Raw genomic sequence first — 20,075 nt, forward strand, 5'->3', positions numbered from 1 at the left:
TTGGAGCGGGAAAGGGGATTTGAACCCCCGACCCTCGCCTTGGCAAGGCGATGCTCTACCACTGAGCTATTCCCGCTCTGTAGGAAAATTTGAACTGATTCTAGTTGGCACCCTGGAGGCTGTCAAGCAACATCGAATAGGGTATACTAATTCGTTTGTTTTTAAGTGCAACAAGGTTTTAACCGAGTAAAATGGGAACATCATATTGAGAGCAGGGAGGATAAATTCATGTATGTCAGCGTGATTGGAACCGGGTACGTTGGATTGGTGACAGGAGCCTGTTTTGCGGAGTTTGGCTTGAATGTGCTGTGTATGGACACTGATGCCAGCCGGATTGCGGATTTGGAAAAGGGCAAGGTGCCATTCTATGAGCCAGGGCTTTCTGAGCTGGTGACTAAAAATCTGACGGCCGGGCATCTCCGATTTACCACAGATTTACACAAAGCCGTTGATGAAGCCCTTGTTATTTTTATTGCCGTAGGCACTCCATCCCGTGAGGACGGGTCTGCTGATCTGTCCTTTATCGATCAAGTGGCCAAAGATGTGGGAAGTCGGATGACGGGATATAAGGTGGTGGTGACGAAATCCACCGTGCCGGTCGGAACGGCAAAACGCATTCGATCGATTATTCAGGATAATCAAACAGCGGCGTGTAGTTTTGGCGTGGTCTCGAACCCTGAGTTCCTTCGGGAAGGATCGGCGATTGAGGATTTTTTGCGGCCCAATCGTGTGGTGATTGGAGCCGACAGCCCTGAATCAGTGGCGATTATGAAAGATTTGTACCGCCCCTTGTATATCCTTGAAACGCCAATAGTGATTACTAATATTCCAACCGCTGAAATGATCAAATACGCCTCAAACGTCTTTTTGGCCACGAAAATTTCTTTTATTAATGAAATGGCCAATCTCTGTGAAGGTGTTGGAGCCGATGTGCAAATGGTGGCCAAAGGGATGGGGTTAGACAAACGAATCGGGTCGAAATTTCTGCATGCGGGTCCAGGGTATGGAGGATCGTGTTTTGGAAAAGATACCGCCGCGTTGATCAATATCGGCAACGAAAATAATTATGAGATGACTATCGCCAAAGCCACCAAACGGGTGAACGACGAGCAGCGAGTCCGGATGATGGCGAAAATTCGAGAAGCAGTCGGGGAGTTGCGGGGCAAAACCATTGCCTTACTCGGGTTAGCCTTTAAACCCAACACCGACGATATTCGGGATTCACCGGCTTTGTATCTCGCAGAGCAGATCATGAAGGCGGGTGGGACCGTGCGGACCTATGATCCTGAGGCCTTGGAGATATCGATGAAGGTGTTGCCAAACATGGTCCCCTGTCAGGATGCCTACCACACGATGGAAGGGGCAGATGCCGTGATCCTGGTTACGGAATGGAACCAGTTTAGAAGTTTGGATTTTGACCGGGTTCGGGCCGCAGTGACCTCTCCGATTTTTATCGATCTTCGCAATGTCTATGAACCCCAACGGATGGAAGATCTGGGGTTTCATTACGTTTCGGTGGGACGAAAAACCGTAGGAGCCCCTCCTTCCCAAAAAAACTAGGAGATCGCAAAACACCCTTTTTGATCGATGCCCAAGCTTAGATTGGGAAGTCTGAAGCCTGACCCGAGAAAAGCCAGGATTAGGGCGAAAGACGAGTACCGTTACCTTCTAGGTCGGCTTTTGGGGTACTCTGCCAGCTGCCCTATTTGCGTTTATAGCCCATGCGGTCTAACACCTTCATGATGCGTTTTTGAAGTTTTTCGTCAGCCTCGCCCAATGCCAGGGCCAAAGGCTCGACGGCTGGTTTTCCAATCTTTCGAAGAATTTCGGTTGCCGATTGCCGAAGGTCGTCTTCGTCGGATACCAAAAATGGAATGACATCAGGGACACAGGGTGCGCCTATTTTGATCAAGGACTCATAGGCACGCTGTCGGACGTCACCGACTTCATCACTGAGCATTTCCACCAACGGTTTTACGGCTGCTTCCACCCGGAGTTCGCCGAGCACTTCAATGGCATGCTTGCGATTGAGCCAGTGCGAATCGGTAAGATCCTGCAGCGCAGCATCGGCGCGTTGAATACTGGGGTCCTTGGAGCGAATGCGAAAACTTTTGACGATTCGTTTGCCGTCTTCCTCAACGACGCGAAGAGTAGCCCCGTCACCGATTTTGATCTTTTGCAAGTCTTCGACAGCTTCTTCACTGACATCCATGAGAACGGTCTTCCCATCGTACGCCAAGAGTTCGACCTCGATTTGTCTTGCCTCAAGATTGATCGCAGTGACGTTTTCGGTCACAAGATTAAACCCATCTTTTTTCGTGCCACTTTTGGGGCCGATTGAAATGAGTTTTGCGGGTGCTTCATTTGCCATGATGATTTAGTGTCCTTATTTGTTGTTAAAAAAACGAAAAGATCTTTTGTTACGATGATTGGGCAGAACCGGGTGTCCACCCCAAACTTGCCAGTGCACCTTCAGCGGTGTCCCGAACCATTTCATTTTCATCCTCGAGTAAAGGGACAAGGGGATCGATGGCTCGACTATCCTTAAATCGAGCCAGTGATTCTGCGGCATTCCGTCGAACCAACCAGTCCTCATCAGCCAGAGCCTGAATTAATGGATCCAAACTGCGGGGATCGCCAATTTTACCCAACGCCTCGGCCGCGTGCCTGCGCACAATCCAATTTGCGGCATGTAAACCTTCCACCAGAGCATCAGTGGCGCGGGAATCCCCCAATTTTTTTAATACTCTTGCAGCATCCTCGCGGAGGGTCGCGTCCATTAAGGCATCGACTAAGGCGGGAACCGCATCAGGATGCCCAATCCGTTCTAACGCCCAGATGGCAGCGGTGCGCACACCTCCATCCTTGTCGAGACGGAGGGCATGGACCAATGGTTCCACCGATTTGATCGCACGGAGTTTCCCGAGAGCGGTAGCTGCCTGTTCCCGAACAGACCATTCCTCATCATCTTGCAACGCCTCAATCAGGGGATCTACGGCCGATTCCCCAATTTGAACCAAGGCGCTTGTGGCTGCCTCACGAACCACACAATCGTCTTCCAAGAACATATTGATCAGCTTTGGAATTGCTTCAGAGCCGGCTTCTCCGAGCCGGGAGGCGGCATGATTCCGAAGGGCTTCATTGTCATCACGAAGCGCCGACAATAAGGGATCTACGTGGTTACCTTCCGTCATGGGTTCAACACTCCTTTTATTCCTTTTCAGCCCAGGCTTCTTCATCCATGCTCATTTGTGCAGTGGCAGCCTCGAGTTTGTCAAGGATGACCCCTGAATTATAGGAAATCAGGCCATCCCGGTCCGTTTTTAATCTGGCAAATAATTCCATATGGGGTCGTAGGACTTCGACTTCTTTTACTTTCTCCAGGGCTTCGACCGCGAGTATGCGAAGAGGGCGACAGGGAATGGATTCAATAAATAACTCAACCGGCCGGGGATCACCGATGAGTCCAAGGGATTTCAGAGCATGCTCTTTTACCCCCGTATCGCTGTCTGACCGGAGCCGGACCATGAGTGGTTCCACCGCTCGAATATCGCCAATTTTGCCAAGAGTGTCTGCTGCGGCTTCCCGAACGATCCAATCATCGTCCTCCAGGTATTCAATGAGAATTTCAACGATTGGGCGGCCAATACGATGCAGTTGGATGACCGCTTCCTGCCGCACGCCTTCTTTTAACTCGGATTCGTCGACCGCCCTCAGGTGGTCCATCGTTTGATCGACACGGTCTCGAATCGCACCTAATTTTCGCAAGGTATCGGTGGCCAGGTCACGAAGATCGGGGTCGGACATGGCATCAACAAACCCATCTGCCGATCGAGGATCAAGTAGATGAGCGAGGATCTCTGCGGCTCGGAGTCGGATGGCGGGATCGGGATCCTTGAGCCGTTCCGATAGAGGACCGATAGAGGTGGGAATAACCCCGAGGAGTGCCGTGACTTTTTCCTGGAGAGTATCGTCGCGTAAATGCTCTAAGAGTGCAGCTGCGGTGGCTTCATCCAAAATGCCAGCCATATGTTCTAAGGCATCCACGGCAGCCTGTCTCACCTGTTCATCTTCATCCTTCAGGACATGGGCGAGGGCCTGGCCGGCTCGGGGATCCCGCAGGCGGGCCAGCATTTTTGCGGCTTCCACCTTGTAGTGAGTGGAACCGGTCGCCATGGCGTGAATAATGGCTTCGACGGCCTTGGGTCCTCCCTTCATGCAGGTGGAGGTGGCCCGCATTCGGCGCCAATCTTCCTCATGATCCAGTTCAGAGATGATGGTTTCGAAGGTTTCTTTCGGCATCGTCAGGTCTTTCGGTTAGATGCGTATCTGTCCCGGCCTCCAGCCGAGGTGAGAAAGGGATTCCAACACATGACGACGGAGATTGTCATTTTTAGTAGTTTTTAAGAGCTTTAGCAACGGATTCACGGCATTTTGGCCAAACTGCGTCAGGGCTTCGGCGGCTTCTGTCCGCAGGAGCGTACTTTGCAGCGCTTGTATTAGAGCTGGAATAGCCTGTGGGTCACGAATCTTACCCAAGGCCCTGATGGCGGCTTCCAGGGGGGGAAGATCTTCTTTATATTGAGGGTCGGTGCATCCTTCCATGCGATCTTCGTAGGTTTCCTTGGGTAGCGAGTTGACCAACGCGATTAACATGGGAATGGCTTCGGTGGATCGGATCTGGCCGAGTGCTTCAATCGAGGGCAATTTGAGCGAAGGCGTATCGAGGGCGAGGGACGAGAGCAAAAGAGGAATGGCACGGGGATCGCCGATCTGGCCAAGTGCTCGCACGGCGTCTTGGCGCACGGCAGTATCGGAATCTTCGAGAACCAGAATCATCAGGTGTCCTACCGCTTCCAGGGGTTTCAAAAGGGCTAACGCTTCCACCGCACGCAACCGGACTTTCCAATTTGGATCTTTTAATTTTTCCAATAACTTTGGAATGCTGGGGTTGCCGATGGTTTGAATGCCCCGTCCCGCTTCCTCTCGCACGGCCGGCACTTTATCCTGGAGCAGCAAAATCAATGTATCAATGGCTTGGGGACTCTGAATGCGACTGAGGCCTTTGGCTGCCGACATGCGCACAATCCAGTTAGAATTTAATACCGCGGACAATAAAGGGTCTAATACTTGATCGTTGGCGATATCGGCTAGAATGCACGCGGCGGATTCCTGAACTTGAAGATTTGCATCCTGAAGGCAAAACCCTAACGAGAGAATGGCCGGTTCTCCAAGAATTTTCAAGGCAGAGGTTGCGGCCTCTCGCACGGCCCGATCAGAGTCACGAAGCGCCCGAATCAATGGTTGAACACTACGGGGATCGCCAAGGCGTCCAAGGGCCACGGCCGCATCCTCGCGCACGCCCCAATCCTCGTCATCCAGGGCAGAAATATGTTCAGCGACTGAGTCGACCATGTCTGCTCCAAGTGGCGGAATGAAGACCACACTCGTTTCCCTACCATTAGGGAAAACCCCAAAGTCGACGTTACCACACGATTTTTTGAAGGGTCAATGAGGTAGAAGAGAGGTCGTCTGTGCGGGTGTTCGTATGTCCTACACCGATCGAAACACCGCTAAGAGGTCGCTCAGTGCTAACATTTTAATTCTCAGAACGTCATGCTCCTGTTGGAGGCTGTCTTTTAGGGGCTGATCGGTTGGGGTTTTCAGAAATTTTTCACACAGTGTCGTAATCCGTTGAAATTCCGTCTCCGCCTTGTTTTTGACTACCCGGTTTGTCGCGAGAAGCTCCGTTACCTGAGTATGAGTCTCGGCCAGATGTTTTTGAAATTCTCCTTCCGGAAGTGAGCGTTTGGTGGCCTCATCCAGGCATCGGTCGATGTATTGGGAGAGGAGGACATAAAATCTCACCAATGTTTCGGTGGTGGTGATATGTGGGAGAGTCGTCTCAAGTTCAGTCATGATCGTTCCTTTCAGGTTGAGCCGTTTACTCGAGTCAAGTAGGAATCATTGGCCTCTTCAAGGAGGCGTTCTATCATCATTCTGACAATATAAGGTGAGATGGTGCAAGTCCAGAATGATGGATCGAGAGCAATATGATTCTGGTTGAGCGTAGACTATTTGCGGGATTCTTCCTGAATGGATTTGGGGAGGGAGATGATGAGGAGGAGGATGAAGGGAAAGGTAAGTAGGATGTGCCCCTTTGAGTTTGGCGAGCCACCCGAGGACTGCGCCGGAAGGTCAAATAGGATTGATGATGCCCATGTTGAATATCTCATGGAACGTCAACCTTAATCTGGTGGGTTTTCTGGACTGAGCGTAGCCTAATAATAGCGTGGTATTTCGACGTCAGCTGGGTTACTGGCCGTGGTTATCCTTTCCCTACATCAATAAATATTTTTGCCTCGGTTATGGTGTTGCCTGAATAGCGGTTCGTCATGACTTTCAGGCAGTCGTCCTCTAAAAACACATTAATGCCAAATGGCCGAAGATTGCATTTCGTAATTTCCGCGCTCTCGCTGGTAATTTCTTTGACTTCGAGAACAATCTCGTCGGCCAAGGCGACTTCGATCACCTTTCCCTTGGCAATGACGGTAATCACATCAAGCAACGAAGTATTGTTACTCACGATTGGGCGCCATTCCTTACCTTGTTGATCGGCAGGAATGGTCACCCATATTTCAGGAGCATCACCTCTTCCAATTAAAACTGGAATAAACCCATTGACTGACACTAATGCCACACCATCGACCAGTTTATTCGTCGCAATCTCTAGCTGTGTGTAAGGTGTAAATTCTTTTGGAAGTGAGTCTAACTTCATGAGATTCCTCTCTAACATTTCTGTGAGTAGGTATATTTTAGGGGTTGCAAGGATTAGCAGTAATAGCGATTTCTTTAGGTCAAAGCAACTCCTGACTGATTGTGCCTTTTGTTGCGCTAAGCCTACCTGCTTTCCTCCTGAAAGGATTTTAGAAGGGAGATGATGAGAATGATGATGACGAAGACAAAGGGAAATGCAGCCAGTATGGCGCCGGTTTGCAGGCCTTTGAGTCCTCCTGACCAAAGAAGAATGGCTGCCGATAGGGATTGAATGATGCCCCAGGTGAATTTAATCCGGTTGGGCGGATTGAGGCTGCCATTCGTGGTTAAGGTTCCCAAGACGAAAGTGGCGGAATCCGCTGAGGTGATGAAAAAGGTGCCGATCAAGAAAATGGCGATGAGCGACATGACCGTGCCCATCGGATAGTGCTCTAACACCGTAAAGAGCAAGACCTCGATGCCCTGCTTTTCCATGACGGTTTTTAGGGACACGTCCTGAAAGAGTTCTAATGCAATCCCGGTTCCTCCAAAGACGGTAAACCAAAATGCACAAAAGAGGGACGGAACAAGCAATACGCCCAATACAAATTGTCGCACCGTCCGGCCTTTGGAAATTCTGGCAATAAAGGTTCCCACAAAGGGCGCCCAGGCGATCCACCATGCCCAATAAAACAAGGTCCAGTTGTGAATCCAGGTTGAATCCCGGAATGGTGCGAGGTTCAGGCTCATCGTCGGAAGGTTCTGGATATAGTTTCCGAAGGTCGAGGGAAACACGGTCATGATGAAGTGCGTTGGGCCGAGAAACAGCAAGAACAACAGGAGAGTCAGCGCCAGAACCATATTCAGATTACTAAGGTATTTGATGCCTCGTTGAAGTCCGGTTTGAGCGGAGAGCATAAAGAGTACCGTGACAATGGCGATGACGGCTAATTGAGTGGTGAGGGTATTGGGCACGGCAAACACATAGGATAATCCTCCGCTGATTTGTAATGCTCCAAATCCAAGAGAGGTGGCCACGCCGAACACGGTGGCGAAGACGGCGATCACATCCACTACGATGCCCAGTGGCCCAATCGCATGGCTACCCAGAACCGGCTGGCACACTGAACTAAACAGCCCTGGTGTGCCTTTTCGAAACTGGAAATACGCCAGCGCCATGCCCACCATGGTGTAGATGCCCCATGGGTGAAGCCCCCAATGGAAAAAGGAATATTGCAGCGCCAGGCGGGCGGCTTGAGGCGTTTCTCTTTCGCCGATGGGGGGATCATGGAAATGAGACGTGGGTTCGGCGACTCCCCAGAATACGAGACCGATGCCCATTCCTGCGCAAAACAGCATGGCAAACCAGGTGTGGAGAGGAAATTCAGGCTTGGCTCCATCAGGCCCAAGCGGAATATCTCCCCATCGGGAGAAAATCAGGCAGAACGCGCAAACAAGAAAACCCGTTGCTGCCAGGACATACAGCCAACCAAACGAATTGAGAAGAGTCGTTTGGTATGCGCCGGTGATTTTCGCCAAATGATGCGGGGCTATGGCGCCCCACAGCAGGAAGAGAAAGGCGAAGGCGCAGGATATTTTGAAGACCAGAGTGGTGGATTTCAGTGAATTCATGGAGCGATGGTAATGAGTAAGGCAGGCTAGGGTTACCATAATTGGTATTGTTGGACAAGGAAAAGTCGAATTAATGCAGGCTGGGGAAAATACATTGATCCGGAAATTCCGGCATAGGTGCCGCTAATAACGTTTCTGCTTAAAAATCTTTAAGTCCTATTGCGGTTGATGTGCATGGTGCGTTTGATCAAAAAATGGGAACATAATTTCAAGGGGTTGCGAAGAAGGGCCTAACGAGTTAGATTGAGAACCTCACACACAACAGTCTGGCCTCCTTAGACTCGCAGGAAAAGTGCGGAGGCCAATTCTATTTCTGGTCCGTTGGGACAGACTATAGTTTTGTCCTTGCGGGATTTGCCAATTGAATTCTGAATAAAAAAAGAAAATCGCCAAACCTTTATTCATTGCACCCATTACTCTAAGCGGTGGTGAGGGCAGCGGCCCTCAGGGAGGTGTTCCCATAATGACTCAGAAAGCGACGATGCCCGGTAGTAAGCAAAAATATGGGGATAATCCCATTGCTCAGCGAAAAACGGATTTGTACAAACAGGAGTATGTTCATAGTTTTGTGCAAAAATGGGACGCCTTGATTGATTGGGAGGCTCGGGCCTCAAGTGAAGGGGACTTTTTTATCAGGATTTTGAAGGAACGGGGTGTCAAACGCGTATTAGATGTCGCGACGGGAACGGGATTTCATTCTATTCGGCTCTTGCGTGCCGGGTTCGAAGTCACGAGTGCGGATGGCAGTCCTGAAATGTTAGCACAGGCATTCGAAAATGCCAGACGAGCCGGGTTTATTATGCGAACGATTCATGCTGATTGGCGCTGGTTGAGCCGGGATATACACAATAAATACGATGCGGTGATTTGCCTGGGGAACTCTCTGACTCATCTCTTTTCCGAGCAGGATCGGCGAAAAGCCTTGGCCGAATTTTACACCGCGCTGAAGCACGATGGGGTGCTGATTCTGGACCAAAGGAATTACGATGGGATTTTAGATAATGGGTTTACCTCGAAGCATGTGTATTACTATTGCGGAGATAATGTTAGTGCGGAGCCGGAACATGTTGATGAAGGGCTTGCCAGATTCAAATATACCTTTCCCGATGGTGAAGCGTTTCATTTGAATATGTTTCCGCTGCGGAAAGAATATACACGCCGGCTCATGAATGAGGTTGGCTTTCAACAAGTAAAAACCTATGCGGACTTTCAAGAAACGCATAAAGTTGAGGACCCCGATTTCTATGTTCATGTGGCTGAGAAACTCTATAAAAATGAGGAGCGTTCCCCCACGATCATGGGCAAATTTGGGAATCTGAATTATTCTACCACCGTGGATACGGCTCGAGCCTATTACAATAGTTCGGATGCTGACCGATTTTATGCCACGATCTGGGGTGGAGAAGATATCCACATTGGATTGTACGTCTCCGACCATGATTCGATTTTCGATGCCAGCCGACGAACCGTGGAGAAAATGGCGGCTTCTGTCAAAGATCTTGATTCAACGACACGGGTGTTGGATATTGGATCGGGGTACGGAGGTTCAGCGCGTCATCTTGTGAGACAATATGGATGTCAGGTTGGATGCCTGAACTTGAGTGAAGTTCAAAATAAGCGGAATAGAGAACTCAATCAGAAAGAGCATGTTAGTTTAGCCATTAATGTCATTGACGGGAATTTTGAGTCGATTCCCATGCCGGATGGGAGCGTGGATCTTGTGTGGTCGCAGGATGCCATCTTACATAGCGGAGATCGGGAAAAAGTTTTCCAGGAGGTCCACCGGGTATTGGCCAGGGGCGGACAATTTATATTTACCGATCCGATGAAAAGTGCAACCTGTTCTCCCGATGTGCTTCAACCAATTTTAAATCGTATTCATTTGGATTCACTGGGATCGATTGAATACTATCGGAAGATGGCTGCCCAACTCGGGTTCAAAGAAGTTGGAGTTGAGGATCTTTCCGCGAATCTTACAGCGCATTATGGGCGAGTGCTTCAGGAGATCACCACCCAACATCATATGCTCATCCGGGTTTGTACTGAGGATTATCTGGCTGCTATGAAGGTAGGTCTCCAGCATTGGGTAGAGGCTGGGAAAAGTGGCCACCTCAGCTGGGGAATTTTGCATTTTCAGCGAGACTAATAGAGGGTGGGACATCCGCCAATGGAGTCTCGTCACGTTCCGACACGGGAATTGGAGTATATTACCGTTCGATTTTAGGTGGTTTGGCCGGCATGGCAAAGTCCCCGCTCTTGCCAAAGCGGCCTTCTCCTCCCTCACCTAACACATTAGCGGTATCAGTATATTCAATCTCTCTGGTCTCTTTGCTGATGCCTTCTGTTGGCTGCCACCCGAGTTTATCCAGGGTGTCTAAGACCGTTTTTTTGAGAGCACCTCCTGCCGTCATTCGAGTAGTAGCAAACGCCAAAACCCGTTCGCTTTCCTGCTGGACTTTAGATAAATCCGGGTCATGGAAGAACCATACCAATGGCTCAATAGCCGCATCCCCAATCAACACCAAGGAATTGGCGGCATAATCCCGAAGGACCAGGTCTTTGAGTAATAGCACTAAATCCGGAATGACTTTGGGATGTCGAAAATGACCTAGGGCTGTGGCAGCCGCTTCTTTAATTAAGAGGTCCTCGCTGATAATGCAGCCAGGGGTTGGCTTCCCCTCTTGATGTATGCCCTTACCTTTTAAGGCGTCCAGGACGGGAGGGTAGGCGCGAGGATCCCCGATCATGCCTAAGGACGCGATCGCATGGCGTTTAACCGTACCATCTTTCATGGCTTCCATGAGAGCATCCACTGCACGGGCATCTCCAATATTGCCCAAGGCAATTGTGGCATCTTCGCGAACTGCTCGATCGGGGTCTTTTACCATATCGATCAGGGCATCGACGACACGAGGTTCACGGACCCACACCCGCCCCATTTGATAGTCCGTAGTCATGCCCCCTAATGCCCGAACCGCGTGACAGCGCACAACGAAGTGAGGATCTTTGAGGGATTCCAGAAGCGCATCGACTGATTCTTTCCCCACGTACATCAATGCGGTCCCAGCGGTTTCCCGTACGATCTTGGATGTATCTTTGAATAATTTAATCAGGGTTGGAATGGCCTTTGGGTCGCCAATTTTTCCTAAGGCTTCAGCTGCGGCACTCTTGACCGCACCATCCCGGTCACGACACACCAGGTTCAAGCCTTGGACGGCCTGAGGGTCACGCAATTCGCCTAAAGTTTTCGCGGCTTGTTCGCGCACCCGCCACCGTTTGTCTTTCAAGCAGGTCAGTAATTGCGGAATGACGCTTTTCCCCATAGAAGCCATGGCCTTTACTGCTTCAGCTTGTACTTCCATCATACTGTCATTGAAAAGCGATATGAGGCCTTCAACGGCCTTCTCTCCGCCAATTTTTGCCAAAGCCCATCCGACATGTGATCGTACCGACCAATAGTCGTCCTCAAGGGCGTTCAGGAGGGGTTCTAACGTCTTCGGGTCACCCCTTTCCGCAAGTGCCTTGGCAGCCTCCTCACGAGTGGCATCATCGGCATCTTCCAGGGCATCAATCCAGTCTTGCACAGAATTCGACATGATCTTCCTTCTTATCCCTTCCGACTTATTTCGGGTAGTCCGGTTCTTGGGGATAGGGTTGCGTATGGCTACAACGAATGGTCAGGACTTGCGTTCCTCGTCCGTCTACACATTGATCAAGTGCGGGAGAGAATTCCAAGGTTCCGGATAAGGTCACCTTGAATAAGAAATCAAACGTAAAAGTTCCAAAACGATATTCTCCGGGCTTGAGGTTTAAGGTTCTGGTCTCGGAGGTCTTGTATGCGTCACTACTGATGGGATCTTTTGTCCAAATCAATGGGGTCATGCCGGGTACGTGCCACCATGTTGGAGGGGCAAGGGCGCTCGGATTCACGGTGACAGGAAACTCTCGCAACAGAGGGTTGACAGGATCTGCTGCGTGCCCGAGTTGAACGGGCAGATGGGAAATACCCATGAGCAACAGGCAGAAAATGCCATGTCGGAATTGACGAGGCAAGTGCGTTCGAATCATGGTCTTATTGTTTTTTCTGGAGTTCATTGTCGGTGGTCCGTCGTTCAGGAACAGTTTGGAAAATGTCACCAATCGCCTGGCTGTCCCATTCGGTATGCGTTTCAAGCCCGAGTGCATACATGATGGTCGCTCCGGTATCTAATAAAGATACTGATTGGGTGATGGGATGATTTCTCTTAATATTCGCGCCCCAGGCAATCCAGGGAATAGTGGCATCTAACTCAGGAACATTAGGGCTGGTAGAGACTGGTTTCGCACCCTCTGTAGTGGGAGAAAGAGGTCCGCTATTCAGGCCAGTAATTATCACCATGGTTTTGTCCAATACTCCAAGTTCTTTATACGTTTGGATGATTTGTTCCACAGCCGTATCGATTGCCATTAAGGCGGTGGAATATTTTTCGGAATCCCACCCGTATTTCTGTCCGACCTTAACCGCCGTTGGTAGGTGAACTAATAACAGGTTTGGCACTCCAAAAAGCCGGAAGCCATAGCCTTTCTCACTGGTAACTTTTTTTAAAAAGTCTTTAATGTATACCGACGCTCTTTCTGGCGTGCATTGGGGTTTGGTGTAACCACAGACTTGGGAGTCGACGTAAATTTCCGGTCGAACTAATTGATAGAGCCGTTCATCCATAAGAAAGACGCCGGTGTCTTTTCCTCCTGCCAGATCCATGTAGTCAAAGACGGTGGGTGAGCGCATAAATGACCGTGCAAAATCGTATGTTTCCCATTCGGCGGTTACCCGATGCTTTTCGACTTGAAGCCCGGTGAGCAGGGAGGCCATCGCTGGAACAGTGAGAGGTGGGGTTATGGATTGAGCGGACCAGGTCACAACTCCCTCCTTAGCTAAACGAGCCAGGTTTGGAGTCGCACCGTTTTGGATGGAAGAAGATTTGATCCCTTCCAACACGACCAGAATAATGTGTTCGGCTTGTGTGGCGGAAGCAATCGAGGCTGTTCCTCCGATTAGCGGAAGCAAGACCAAACTCCATGTTAGGAAAAAACACCGCATGAGTTTACCGCGACGATGTTGGGGGGGGGATATTTGGGAAGTGCTCATAATTTCTGCCCTGCTCCAGGAAAAGAAAATGATAAATGAAATTGGGAATGAACCTTATATTATCTTAGCAGGAAACTTCTCCTCCACTGTCAGGCGAGTGGTCGGATTTGAACTTATCATGCAGATTTTCAGGCGGTCAACCAACTGAGAAGGCCAGGCGTTTCTTTCTATAATAAAGGAGCCCAAAAAAATTCAAGCTTCTCTTGCCCTCGGTCTAGGGGATCCATTATGAATGGAGGTCCCACAGTATAGGTGGTTCCCGATGCCTCACGAAAATAATTTCCAACATGCCAATTATTCCAAGTCGGACCCCGGAGCACGGGTGGGTTATCGAACCGTTCAGCCTGGAGCGGCTCTAGATTCTCCTGCGTGGGGCAAAGCCATGGCTGGCGTTGGCGAACGCATGTGCCAATCCCGAGTGAAGGGGATCCTCTTTCTCCATGGGCTTCCCTTTATGGATCTCTTTGGAGCTGCCAGATTAGATGAGGTCGGAGGTTTAAAGCGAGGTTATTCCCGGGGAATATCTGGTTTAGAATCGTTGCTGGCTCTCCTTCGCCCTGCCACAAACGGTATTTGTCTCCCGGGAGATCCCATTCACCCTCCTGTGGCAAACGATGAAGCAACTCACAAGGAGTTGGACCTGCTTGCTCGGGAAATAGGAAATTTTTCTTCGTCGTATGTAAGGAAATTTGAACTCGCCCTGACTCCGGCGAGCGAGAAATCTATTCCTTGTGATCGATACGCTTGGTCTTCGATTAATCATCATGTTGGCCGGGTCGAAGCCGCCATACACCTTTTAATGCATCTTCAAAAATGGGGCTCTAGTCTTGACCTAACAAGGGATGATCGGCTTCTTCTCGTTGGCCATGGACATGCCGGGCAGGTCTTGGCTTTATTGTCGAATATTCTCACCAGAGGGGAATCGGAGGCGAGGGGGCGGGTTTTTGAAATTTTGGCCAAATATTGGCAATCGTGCCCTTCAGCGGATCGGTCCGTAGCTCAACTCGAACACATGTATGGTCTTATTATGGATCAAGCGGCGTTAAATGGTGCAACGGTCGATGTTGTAACGCTAGGGACCCCGGTTCGCTATGGTTGGGATATCGATGGGGTTGGTCATTTACTTCATTTTGTGAATCACCGTGAAATTCGAACGGATGGCAAGCGTTGGTTGGCTAAAATGGAATTACCTCAAATTGCGTGGGAAATGCCCTATCAAACTGGAGGTGATTACGTACAGCAATTGGCGTTGGCTGGAACGGATATGGTTCCGAATAACCCGGAGGCTGAGCAGGCCAATGTTGATTTCCGGGAAATTTTTGAACCCTATGACGGCTTTGAACGGTGGCTGGAATGTACCCGGCGTACGACACGATGTGCCAATGACGGACAATGTTTATTGGTGGAATATGGAGTTCAAGCGGAGGAGTCACCTCAACAACATTTATTCGGCCATGCATGCTATACCCATAGCCGTGCCATGTTATTTCTGGCGAGTGAGATCGCACAGGCATTCTATTCACAGAAGGATGGTTGAGTAAAAAAGATCATTTTGGTCGTAGAAGCCGTGGCCGCCTCTCATGGGATTTTTCTGTCGATGGGTTATGAGGCGTGTTGCCTCAGTTTTGCCTATTACGCTGGGCCGTTAGTCTCATTATCTTATAGATCCAAAGGCACATTGATTCTCTTTGAATCCCTGTGATATCAACACAGGGTTTGCCAAGGAGTCTTAAATATTCCCGGCTGACTTAATATAAAGTTTCCACAACCCTTATTTTTAGAGATATGGCCTTATGATTGTTGGCGTCCTGAAAGAAACGTATCCTGGTGAACACCGAGTTGCCCTAGTTCCAGCCGTGCTTCCCTCGCTGAAAAAAGGTGGAATGGATGTCATTGTGGAATCCAAGGCTGGTGAGCAAGCCGGTTACCCTGATTCCGCCTATATCGAAAAAGGGGGGACTATTGCCTCATCCCGGGCACAAGTCTTTGAAAAGGCTGATTGCATTGTCCAGGTGAGGTTGCTGGGGGCTAACCCTACCGAAGGCCAAGCCGACCTGGCAGGTTTTCGAAAAGGACAGATGCTGATTGGAATGGCCGAAGCCTTGACCGCCCCTCAATCGGTTCAAGACCTTGCTTCTCGTGAAGTCACGACCTTTGCTTTAGAGTTGATGCCTCGCATTACCCGTGCACAAAGCATGGACATCCTTTCCTCCATGGGGACAGTCGCCGGCTACAAAGCGGTCCTGATTGCCGCCAGTTCTCTGCCAAAAATGTTTCCAATGCTCATGACAGCGGCTGGAACGGTCACTCCTGCGAAGGCGTTAATCATTGGCGCTGGGGTTGCAGGATTGCAAGCCATTTCCGTGGCTAAGCGATTAGGGGCTGCAGTCGAGGCGTATGACATTCGTCCTGCTGTCAAGGAGCAGATTTTAAGTTTGGGCGCCAAGTTTGTTGAGCTGCCATTGGAAACAGGCGCGGCTGAGGATAAAGGGGGGTATGCCAAAGCCCAAGATGAAACCTTTTACAAAAAACAGCGAGAGTTATTGGGAAAAGTAATCGCCGGTAGTGATGTGGTGATTTCCACGGCGGCCGTGCCGGGGAAAAAAGCACCTATTCTTATTACGGCTGATATGGTTGGGGCCATGGCTCCAGGGTCAGTGATTGTAGATTTGGCTGCAGAGCGGGGCGGGAACTGCGAGCTGACGAAGCCTGGACATACAATTGTAGTGGATGGTGTGACTATTCATGGCCCTGAAAATTTGCCCTCAACCGTGCCGTTTCATGCCAGTCAAATGTATGCCAAAAATGTGGCGACCTTTCTCCTTCATTTGGTGAAAAAAGGGGAAATTCAACTTGATATGAACGACGAAATTACGAAAGAAACCATGATGACGCGAAATGGAGAAGTTGTTCAACCGCGCATTCGAGAAGTATTGGGGCTTCCTGCTCAATCGGCATAAGAACGAGGGATTTTATGGAAATGTTTCTCATGTCCTTTACGGTTTTTGTCCTCGCGATCTTCGTGGGCTTCGAGGTCATCACGAAGATACCGCCCACTCTTCATACTCCTTTGATGTCAGGCTCTAACGCCATATCAGGTATCACCCTAGTGGGGGCCATTGTTTCTACAGGAACGGAGCTGTGGGTTACCACCGTTCTGGGTTTTTTATCTGTGGTCTTGGCGACCATCAATGTGATTGGTGGGTTTATGGTGACGAACCGAATGTTGGCCATGTTTAAAAAGAAGACCTAAAACATATGTACGATTTTATTATAAATTTTTCTTACCTCGTCGCGTCCGTCCTGTTCATTTTTGGCCTGAAGGGGCTTACCCATCCTCGAACAGCAGTTCGCGGGAATCTCCTGGGTGCCTGTGGAATGCTGCTGGCCGTGGTGGTGACCCTTACTGATCAACACATTGTCAGTTATGAGTATATTATTTTGGGAATGGTAGTGGGTGGCGCTATAGGTGCGGTGTTGGCGATACGCATAGAAATGACTTCTATGCCGGAGATGGTTGCACTCTTGAATGGATTTGGTGGCGCTGCCTCAATCTTTGTGGCCGGGGCCGCGTTGATTGAAGGGTCTTCTTTAACTGATTCGCCCATTCTTCAATTGACGATTGCCACAGCTGCATCAGGTTTAATCGGGGCTGTAACGTTTTGGGGGAGTCTGGTCGCCTTTGGAAAGCTGAAGGGACTGATCTCTGAAAATGCGGTTTTGTTTTCCGGTCAACAAGTGATTAATTCAATTCTGGCCCTTTTGGTGCTTGGATTGAGTATTGGGGTGGTCTTAAATCCTGAAAGCTTCTCGCTATACTGGATGTTGGTCGGGGTGGCATCCGTATTGGGGATTCTGCTCGTGCTTCCTATTGGTGGTGCAGATATGCCTGTGGTAGTTGCGTTGTTAAATTCCTATTCTGGGTTAGCTGCCGCCGCAACAGGTTTTGTGCTTTCCAATAATGTCCTCATCATTACCGGTTCATTGGTTGGTGCCTCTGGGATCATCCTGACCCATATTATGTGTAAGGCCATGAACCGCTCGTTGACCAATGTCTTGTTTGGAGTAATGGGACCTTCGGGCGAGGGTGGCCAAACCGCAGATGAAGTGTATGGCGGAAAAGTTAAGTCGGCATCTCCTGAAGAAGTTGCTTTGTTATTTGATGCGGCGCGGCGAGTGGTGATTGTTCCAGGCTATGGAATGGCCGTCTCTCAAGCTCAGCATCCTGTCGCTAGTCTCGCTGCCCTTCTAGAAAGCCGAGGGACCACAGTAGAATACGGTATTCATCCTGTGGCAGGAAGAATGCCAGGACATATGAATGTTCTTATGGCTGAAGCCGATGTCCCCTATGAGGCATTGAAAGACATGGATGATATCAACCAAACCATGGACCAGGTTGATGTGGTCTTGGTAATTGGTGCCAACGATGTGGTGAACCCATTAGCCAGGACTGATCCAAGCAGTCCCATTGCGGGTATGCCTATCATTGATGTTGATAAGGCAAAAATCGTTGTGGTGATTAAGCGCAGCTTAAGCCCTGGGTTTGCTGGAATTCCCAACCCATTATTCGCCTTGGATAATTCCCTTATGTTATTTGGGGATGGCAAAAAGATGGTTTTGGATATGATTGCCGCATTAAAAGACTCGTAGTGCCGTCCTTTTGAAGTGCCCCAGATTTAAAATATATAGCATGTTGGTTTTAAAGGTAAATATATAAAACTGTGAGCTATTTCGTCTTGCATAGACTTCCAACTCGTGATAAAGTGCCAAGCTTGGAAGTATGGCGTTAAATTGTAAAATGTTGATTTAATCTTTAGTTTGAGGGAAACGTGGAAGTACGAGTTATCAATAACAACGTAGAAAAAGCACTGAAAGTCGCTAAGAAAAAGTTAGCAGCAGAGGGTTTATTTCGTGAATTGAAGCGGCGCAGATTTTATGAAAAGCCTAGCGTTAAGAAAAAAGGTAAAGAGCGTGAGGCAGCACGTCGGCGCCAAAAATGGCTCTCAAAAAATAGAATGTTTTAGGCTTTTCGTTACTGGGTTGCCTCGCTGATTTCAGTATTCTAGTTTTCCATCATTATTTCTTTCCAACTTAATCAACCGATAATATGAGGGAGGATGACATTCTTGTCTTCCTCCGCCTAGTCAAGAAGGCTATAAAGCCATTTCCTGCCCCTATACTTGGTCACCTTGCCGAACAAGGATGTGATCCTTTTAAAATCCTGATTGCCTGTGTTTTAAGCTTGCGAACTCGTGATCAAGCGACCGCTGAGGCTAGTCGGCGGTTGTTTGCTATTTCTTCTGACCCATATTCAATGTCAGAAATGCAGGTGAAGAAAATAGAGGAAACCATTTTTCCTGTAAGTTTTTTTCGCGTAAAAGCCAGGCAAATTAAGGCGTTAAGTCAAATGATTTGTAGGGATTTTCATGGGAAGGCTCCTGATACGATTGAAGCCCTGTTGTCATTGCCGGGGGTTGGACGTAAAACGGCCAATTTGGTGGTTACTTTGGCCTATGGAATGCCTGGGATATGCGTAGACACCCATGTCCATCGAATTTGCAATCGATGGGGTTATGTCGGCACCAAAACACCTGATGAAACAGAGCAATCGCTTCGCGTGAAACTTCCTCGAAGGTGTTGGATTTCTCTCAATGGGTTATTGGTGTCATTTGGTCAAAATATATGCACCCCAATCTCGCCGTGGTGCGGTACTTGTAGCTTAAGCCGTTATTGTCCAAAAATTGGCGTTTTATCAAGACGTTAAAAATTTGAAATATTACAAGTTGGCTTATTTTACTTTAAACTAAGTCCGTCGTGAAAGATTCCGCATTCATCTAATTGCTGTGCGGAAATGGCTCATGATGGAAGCGATGCAAGATAGGAGGCGTTGAATATTTAGAAATTTAACCAAAATAATAGGAGCGGATTCGTATTAGGAGCCCAATTGCCTACCCATTGCGATCTTTTGGATTATGGCTAGTAAGAATCGTTTAAAGTAAATTAATGTTACCGTTTAATGTAATGTTACCAATTGGTGCCTTTGTTGATGTAATGGAATGTTTTAAGCTTTATTTTATTATAATTTTCAAGTATTTACGATAATTACAATAGATGCTTTCAATAAGAGGTAATCATTGGCATGTAGATGATAATGTTACCATTTTGAATCTCTTTATTTTTTTAAAAGATTTTTTTTGTATTTTTTTTAAATTAAACAGATACTTATGAAATTTTCATAACGAATGGAAAAGGTTCAAATCTTGCTATTGTTGTCTTTGATGTATTTTAAACAAATAAAAATTAAAGTTAAGTGGTATTAATTGGCCAAAATTTTTATTCATGTAAAGGAGGTGGTAGGGAGTTTTTAGTTTAGATTTGTGAATTAAATCATGGACTTATTGTCCTGCACTCACTTAGGAGGTGTAAGCAATGTTTCTTTCTAGACGGCAATTCTTGAAAGTTTCTGCTGGAACAGTAGCTGCAGTCGCATTGGCCGATAAGGCTTTGGCCTTAACGGCGTTACAGCCCGTCATTGAAGTCGGGAATCCTCTCGGCGAAT

The 20,075-nt window shown here is 48.7% G+C and carries 18 protein-coding genes and 1 tRNA gene; 8 read left to right on the forward strand and 11 right to left on the reverse strand.

Annotated features, from left to right (window positions below; all coding sequences use genetic code 11):
* Position 1: 1 nt before the first annotated feature.
* Positions 2-76 (reverse strand) — tRNA-Gly (locus AAH187_RS15265).
* Between the two features lie 152 nt (positions 77-228).
* On the opposite strand from AAH187_RS15265, the gene AAH187_RS15270 reads away from it, so the two are divergent.
* The gene (locus AAH187_RS15270; protein WP_342349332.1) at positions 229-1,560 is read left to right on the forward strand and encodes a UDP-glucose/GDP-mannose dehydrogenase family protein; all 1,332 of its coding nucleotides are present in this window, start codon (positions 229-231) and stop codon (positions 1,558-1,560) included.
* Between the two features lie 142 nt (positions 1,561-1,702).
* Here AAH187_RS15270 and AAH187_RS15275 read toward each other — a convergent pair whose 3' ends face one another.
* The 7 genes from AAH187_RS15275 to AAH187_RS15305 all read right to left on the reverse strand — a co-directional run bounded on the left by AAH187_RS15275 (position 1,703) and on the right by AAH187_RS15305 (position 8,388).
* Positions 1,703-2,371 (reverse strand): HEAT repeat domain-containing protein, encoded by a 669-nt coding sequence (locus AAH187_RS15275; RefSeq protein ID WP_342349333.1) that lies wholly within the window; start codon positions 2,369-2,371, stop codon positions 1,703-1,705.
* Positions 2,372-2,420: 49 nt separating this feature from the next.
* A complete protein-coding gene (locus tag AAH187_RS15280) occupies positions 2,421-3,194 on the reverse strand; it encodes a HEAT repeat domain-containing protein (protein ID WP_342349334.1) in 774 nt (257 codons plus the stop codon).
* Positions 3,195-3,210: 16 nt separating this feature from the next.
* Positions 3,211-4,302 carry a HEAT repeat domain-containing protein gene (locus AAH187_RS15285; protein ID WP_342349335.1) on the reverse strand — a complete coding sequence of 364 codons (1,092 nt, stop codon included), beginning with the start codon at positions 4,300-4,302 and terminating at the stop codon, positions 3,211-3,213.
* A 15-nt stretch (positions 4,303-4,317) separates the two neighbouring features.
* Positions 4,318-5,415 (reverse strand): HEAT repeat domain-containing protein, encoded by a 1,098-nt coding sequence (locus AAH187_RS15290; protein WP_342349336.1) that lies wholly within the window; start codon positions 5,413-5,415, stop codon positions 4,318-4,320.
* Positions 5,416-5,553: 138 nt separating this feature from the next.
* Positions 5,554-5,919 carry a hypothetical protein gene (locus AAH187_RS15295; protein ID WP_342349337.1) on the reverse strand — a complete coding sequence of 122 codons (366 nt, stop codon included), beginning with the start codon at positions 5,917-5,919 and terminating at the stop codon, positions 5,554-5,556.
* 409 nt (positions 5,920-6,328) lie between these two features.
* On the reverse strand, positions 6,329-6,778 hold the full coding sequence (locus AAH187_RS15300; protein WP_342349338.1) for a hypothetical protein: 450 nt from the start codon (positions 6,776-6,778) through the stop codon (positions 6,329-6,331).
* A 122-nt stretch (positions 6,779-6,900) separates the two neighbouring features.
* Positions 6,901-8,388 carry a BCCT family transporter gene (locus AAH187_RS15305; protein WP_342349339.1) on the reverse strand — a complete coding sequence of 496 codons (1,488 nt, stop codon included), beginning with the start codon at positions 8,386-8,388 and terminating at the stop codon, positions 6,901-6,903.
* A 463-nt stretch (positions 8,389-8,851) separates the two neighbouring features.
* Between AAH187_RS15305 and AAH187_RS15310 the strand changes: the two genes are divergently transcribed.
* The gene (locus AAH187_RS15310; protein ID WP_342349340.1) at positions 8,852-10,534 is read left to right on the forward strand and encodes a methyltransferase domain-containing protein; all 1,683 of its coding nucleotides are present in this window, start codon (positions 8,852-8,854) and stop codon (positions 10,532-10,534) included.
* A gap of 61 nt (positions 10,535-10,595) precedes the next feature.
* Here the strand turns inward: AAH187_RS15310 and AAH187_RS15315 are convergent, their stop codons facing one another.
* Genes AAH187_RS15315 through AAH187_RS15325 form a run of 3 tightly spaced genes read right to left on the reverse strand, consistent with a single transcriptional unit; the run spans position 10,596 to position 13,516 of the window.
* On the reverse strand, positions 10,596-11,984 hold the full coding sequence (locus tag AAH187_RS15315; RefSeq protein ID WP_342349341.1) for a HEAT repeat domain-containing protein: 1,389 nt from the start codon (positions 11,982-11,984) through the stop codon (positions 10,596-10,598).
* 25 nt (positions 11,985-12,009) lie between these two features.
* Positions 12,010-12,456: a hypothetical protein gene (locus tag AAH187_RS15320; RefSeq protein ID WP_342349342.1), complete on the reverse strand. Its 447-nt coding sequence runs from the start codon at positions 12,454-12,456 to the stop codon at positions 12,010-12,012.
* A 4-nt stretch (positions 12,457-12,460) separates the two neighbouring features.
* On the reverse strand, positions 12,461-13,516 hold the full coding sequence (locus AAH187_RS15325) for an alkaline phosphatase family protein (RefSeq protein WP_342349343.1): 1,056 nt from the start codon (positions 13,514-13,516) through the stop codon (positions 12,461-12,463).
* 262 nt (positions 13,517-13,778) lie between these two features.
* Here AAH187_RS15325 and AAH187_RS15330 point away from each other — a divergent pair, with 262 nt between their 5' ends.
* From AAH187_RS15330 to nth, 6 genes are all read left to right on the forward strand, one after another.
* Positions 13,779-15,053, forward strand: a complete 1,275-nt coding sequence (locus tag AAH187_RS15330; protein ID WP_342349344.1) for a hypothetical protein — start codon at positions 13,779-13,781, stop codon at positions 15,051-15,053.
* Positions 15,054-15,309: 256 nt separating this feature from the next.
* Positions 15,310-16,476: an NAD(P) transhydrogenase subunit alpha gene (locus tag AAH187_RS15335; protein WP_342349345.1), complete on the forward strand. Its 1,167-nt coding sequence runs from the start codon at positions 15,310-15,312 to the stop codon at positions 16,474-16,476.
* Between the two features lie 14 nt (positions 16,477-16,490).
* Positions 16,491-16,769, forward strand: coding sequence for a proton-translocating transhydrogenase family protein (locus AAH187_RS15340; protein ID WP_342349346.1), 279 nt, complete (start codon positions 16,491-16,493; stop codon positions 16,767-16,769).
* A 5-nt stretch (positions 16,770-16,774) separates the two neighbouring features.
* Positions 16,775-18,166: an NAD(P)(+) transhydrogenase (Re/Si-specific) subunit beta gene (locus tag AAH187_RS15345; protein WP_342349347.1), complete on the forward strand. Its 1,392-nt coding sequence runs from the start codon at positions 16,775-16,777 to the stop codon at positions 18,164-18,166.
* Positions 18,167-18,345: 179 nt separating this feature from the next.
* The gene (rpsU, locus tag AAH187_RS15350; RefSeq protein WP_312645163.1) at positions 18,346-18,540 is read left to right on the forward strand and encodes a 30S ribosomal protein S21; all 195 of its coding nucleotides are present in this window, start codon (positions 18,346-18,348) and stop codon (positions 18,538-18,540) included.
* An 83-nt stretch (positions 18,541-18,623) separates the two neighbouring features.
* Positions 18,624-19,280, forward strand: a complete 657-nt coding sequence (gene nth / locus AAH187_RS15355; protein WP_342349348.1) for an endonuclease III — start codon at positions 18,624-18,626, stop codon at positions 19,278-19,280.
* The last annotated feature ends 795 nt before the right edge of the window (positions 19,281-20,075 follow it).

The organism is uncultured Nitrospira sp. (genome assembly GCA_902500695.1).
Classification (GTDB): Bacteria; Nitrospirota; Nitrospiria; order Nitrospirales; family UBA8639; genus Nitrospira_E.

Bases quoted from the DNA above. Each gene is read 5' to 3' on its own strand.
- AAH187_RS15270 (WP_342349332.1), top strand. From the start codon at position 229: ATGTATGTCAGCGTGATTGGAACCGGGTACGTTGGATTGGTGACAGGA.
- AAH187_RS15275 (WP_342349333.1), bottom strand. From the start codon at position 2,371: ATGGCAAATGAAGCACCCGCAAAACTCATTTCAATCGGCCCCAAAAGT.
- AAH187_RS15280 (WP_342349334.1), bottom strand. From the start codon at position 3,194: ATGACGGAAGGTAACCACGTAGATCCCTTATTGTCGGCGCTTCGTGAT.
- AAH187_RS15285 (WP_342349335.1), bottom strand. From the start codon at position 4,302: ATGCCGAAAGAAACCTTCGAAACCATCATCTCTGAACTGGATCATGAG.
- AAH187_RS15290 (WP_342349336.1), bottom strand. From the start codon at position 5,415: ATGGTCGACTCAGTCGCTGAACATATTTCTGCCCTGGATGACGAGGAT.
- AAH187_RS15295 (WP_342349337.1), bottom strand. From the start codon at position 5,919: ATGACTGAACTTGAGACGACTCTCCCACATATCACCACCACCGAAACA.
- AAH187_RS15300 (WP_342349338.1), bottom strand. From the start codon at position 6,778: ATGAAGTTAGACTCACTTCCAAAAGAATTTACACCTTACACACAGCTA.
- AAH187_RS15305 (WP_342349339.1), bottom strand. From the start codon at position 8,388: ATGAATTCACTGAAATCCACCACTCTGGTCTTCAAAATATCCTGCGCC.
- AAH187_RS15310 (WP_342349340.1), top strand. From the start codon at position 8,852: ATGACTCAGAAAGCGACGATGCCCGGTAGTAAGCAAAAATATGGGGAT.
- AAH187_RS15315 (WP_342349341.1), bottom strand. From the start codon at position 11,984: ATGTCGAATTCTGTGCAAGACTGGATTGATGCCCTGGAAGATGCCGAT.
- AAH187_RS15320 (WP_342349342.1), bottom strand. From the start codon at position 12,456: ATGATTCGAACGCACTTGCCTCGTCAATTCCGACATGGCATTTTCTGC.
- AAH187_RS15325 (WP_342349343.1), bottom strand. From the start codon at position 13,516: ATGAGCACTTCCCAAATATCCCCCCCCCAACATCGTCGCGGTAAACTC.
- AAH187_RS15330 (WP_342349344.1), top strand. From the start codon at position 13,779: ATGCCTCACGAAAATAATTTCCAACATGCCAATTATTCCAAGTCGGAC.
- AAH187_RS15335 (WP_342349345.1), top strand. From the start codon at position 15,310: ATGATTGTTGGCGTCCTGAAAGAAACGTATCCTGGTGAACACCGAGTT.
- AAH187_RS15340 (WP_342349346.1), top strand. From the start codon at position 16,491: ATGGAAATGTTTCTCATGTCCTTTACGGTTTTTGTCCTCGCGATCTTC.
- AAH187_RS15345 (WP_342349347.1), top strand. From the start codon at position 16,775: ATGTACGATTTTATTATAAATTTTTCTTACCTCGTCGCGTCCGTCCTG.
- nth (WP_342349348.1), top strand. From the start codon at position 18,624: ATGAGGGAGGATGACATTCTTGTCTTCCTCCGCCTAGTCAAGAAGGCT.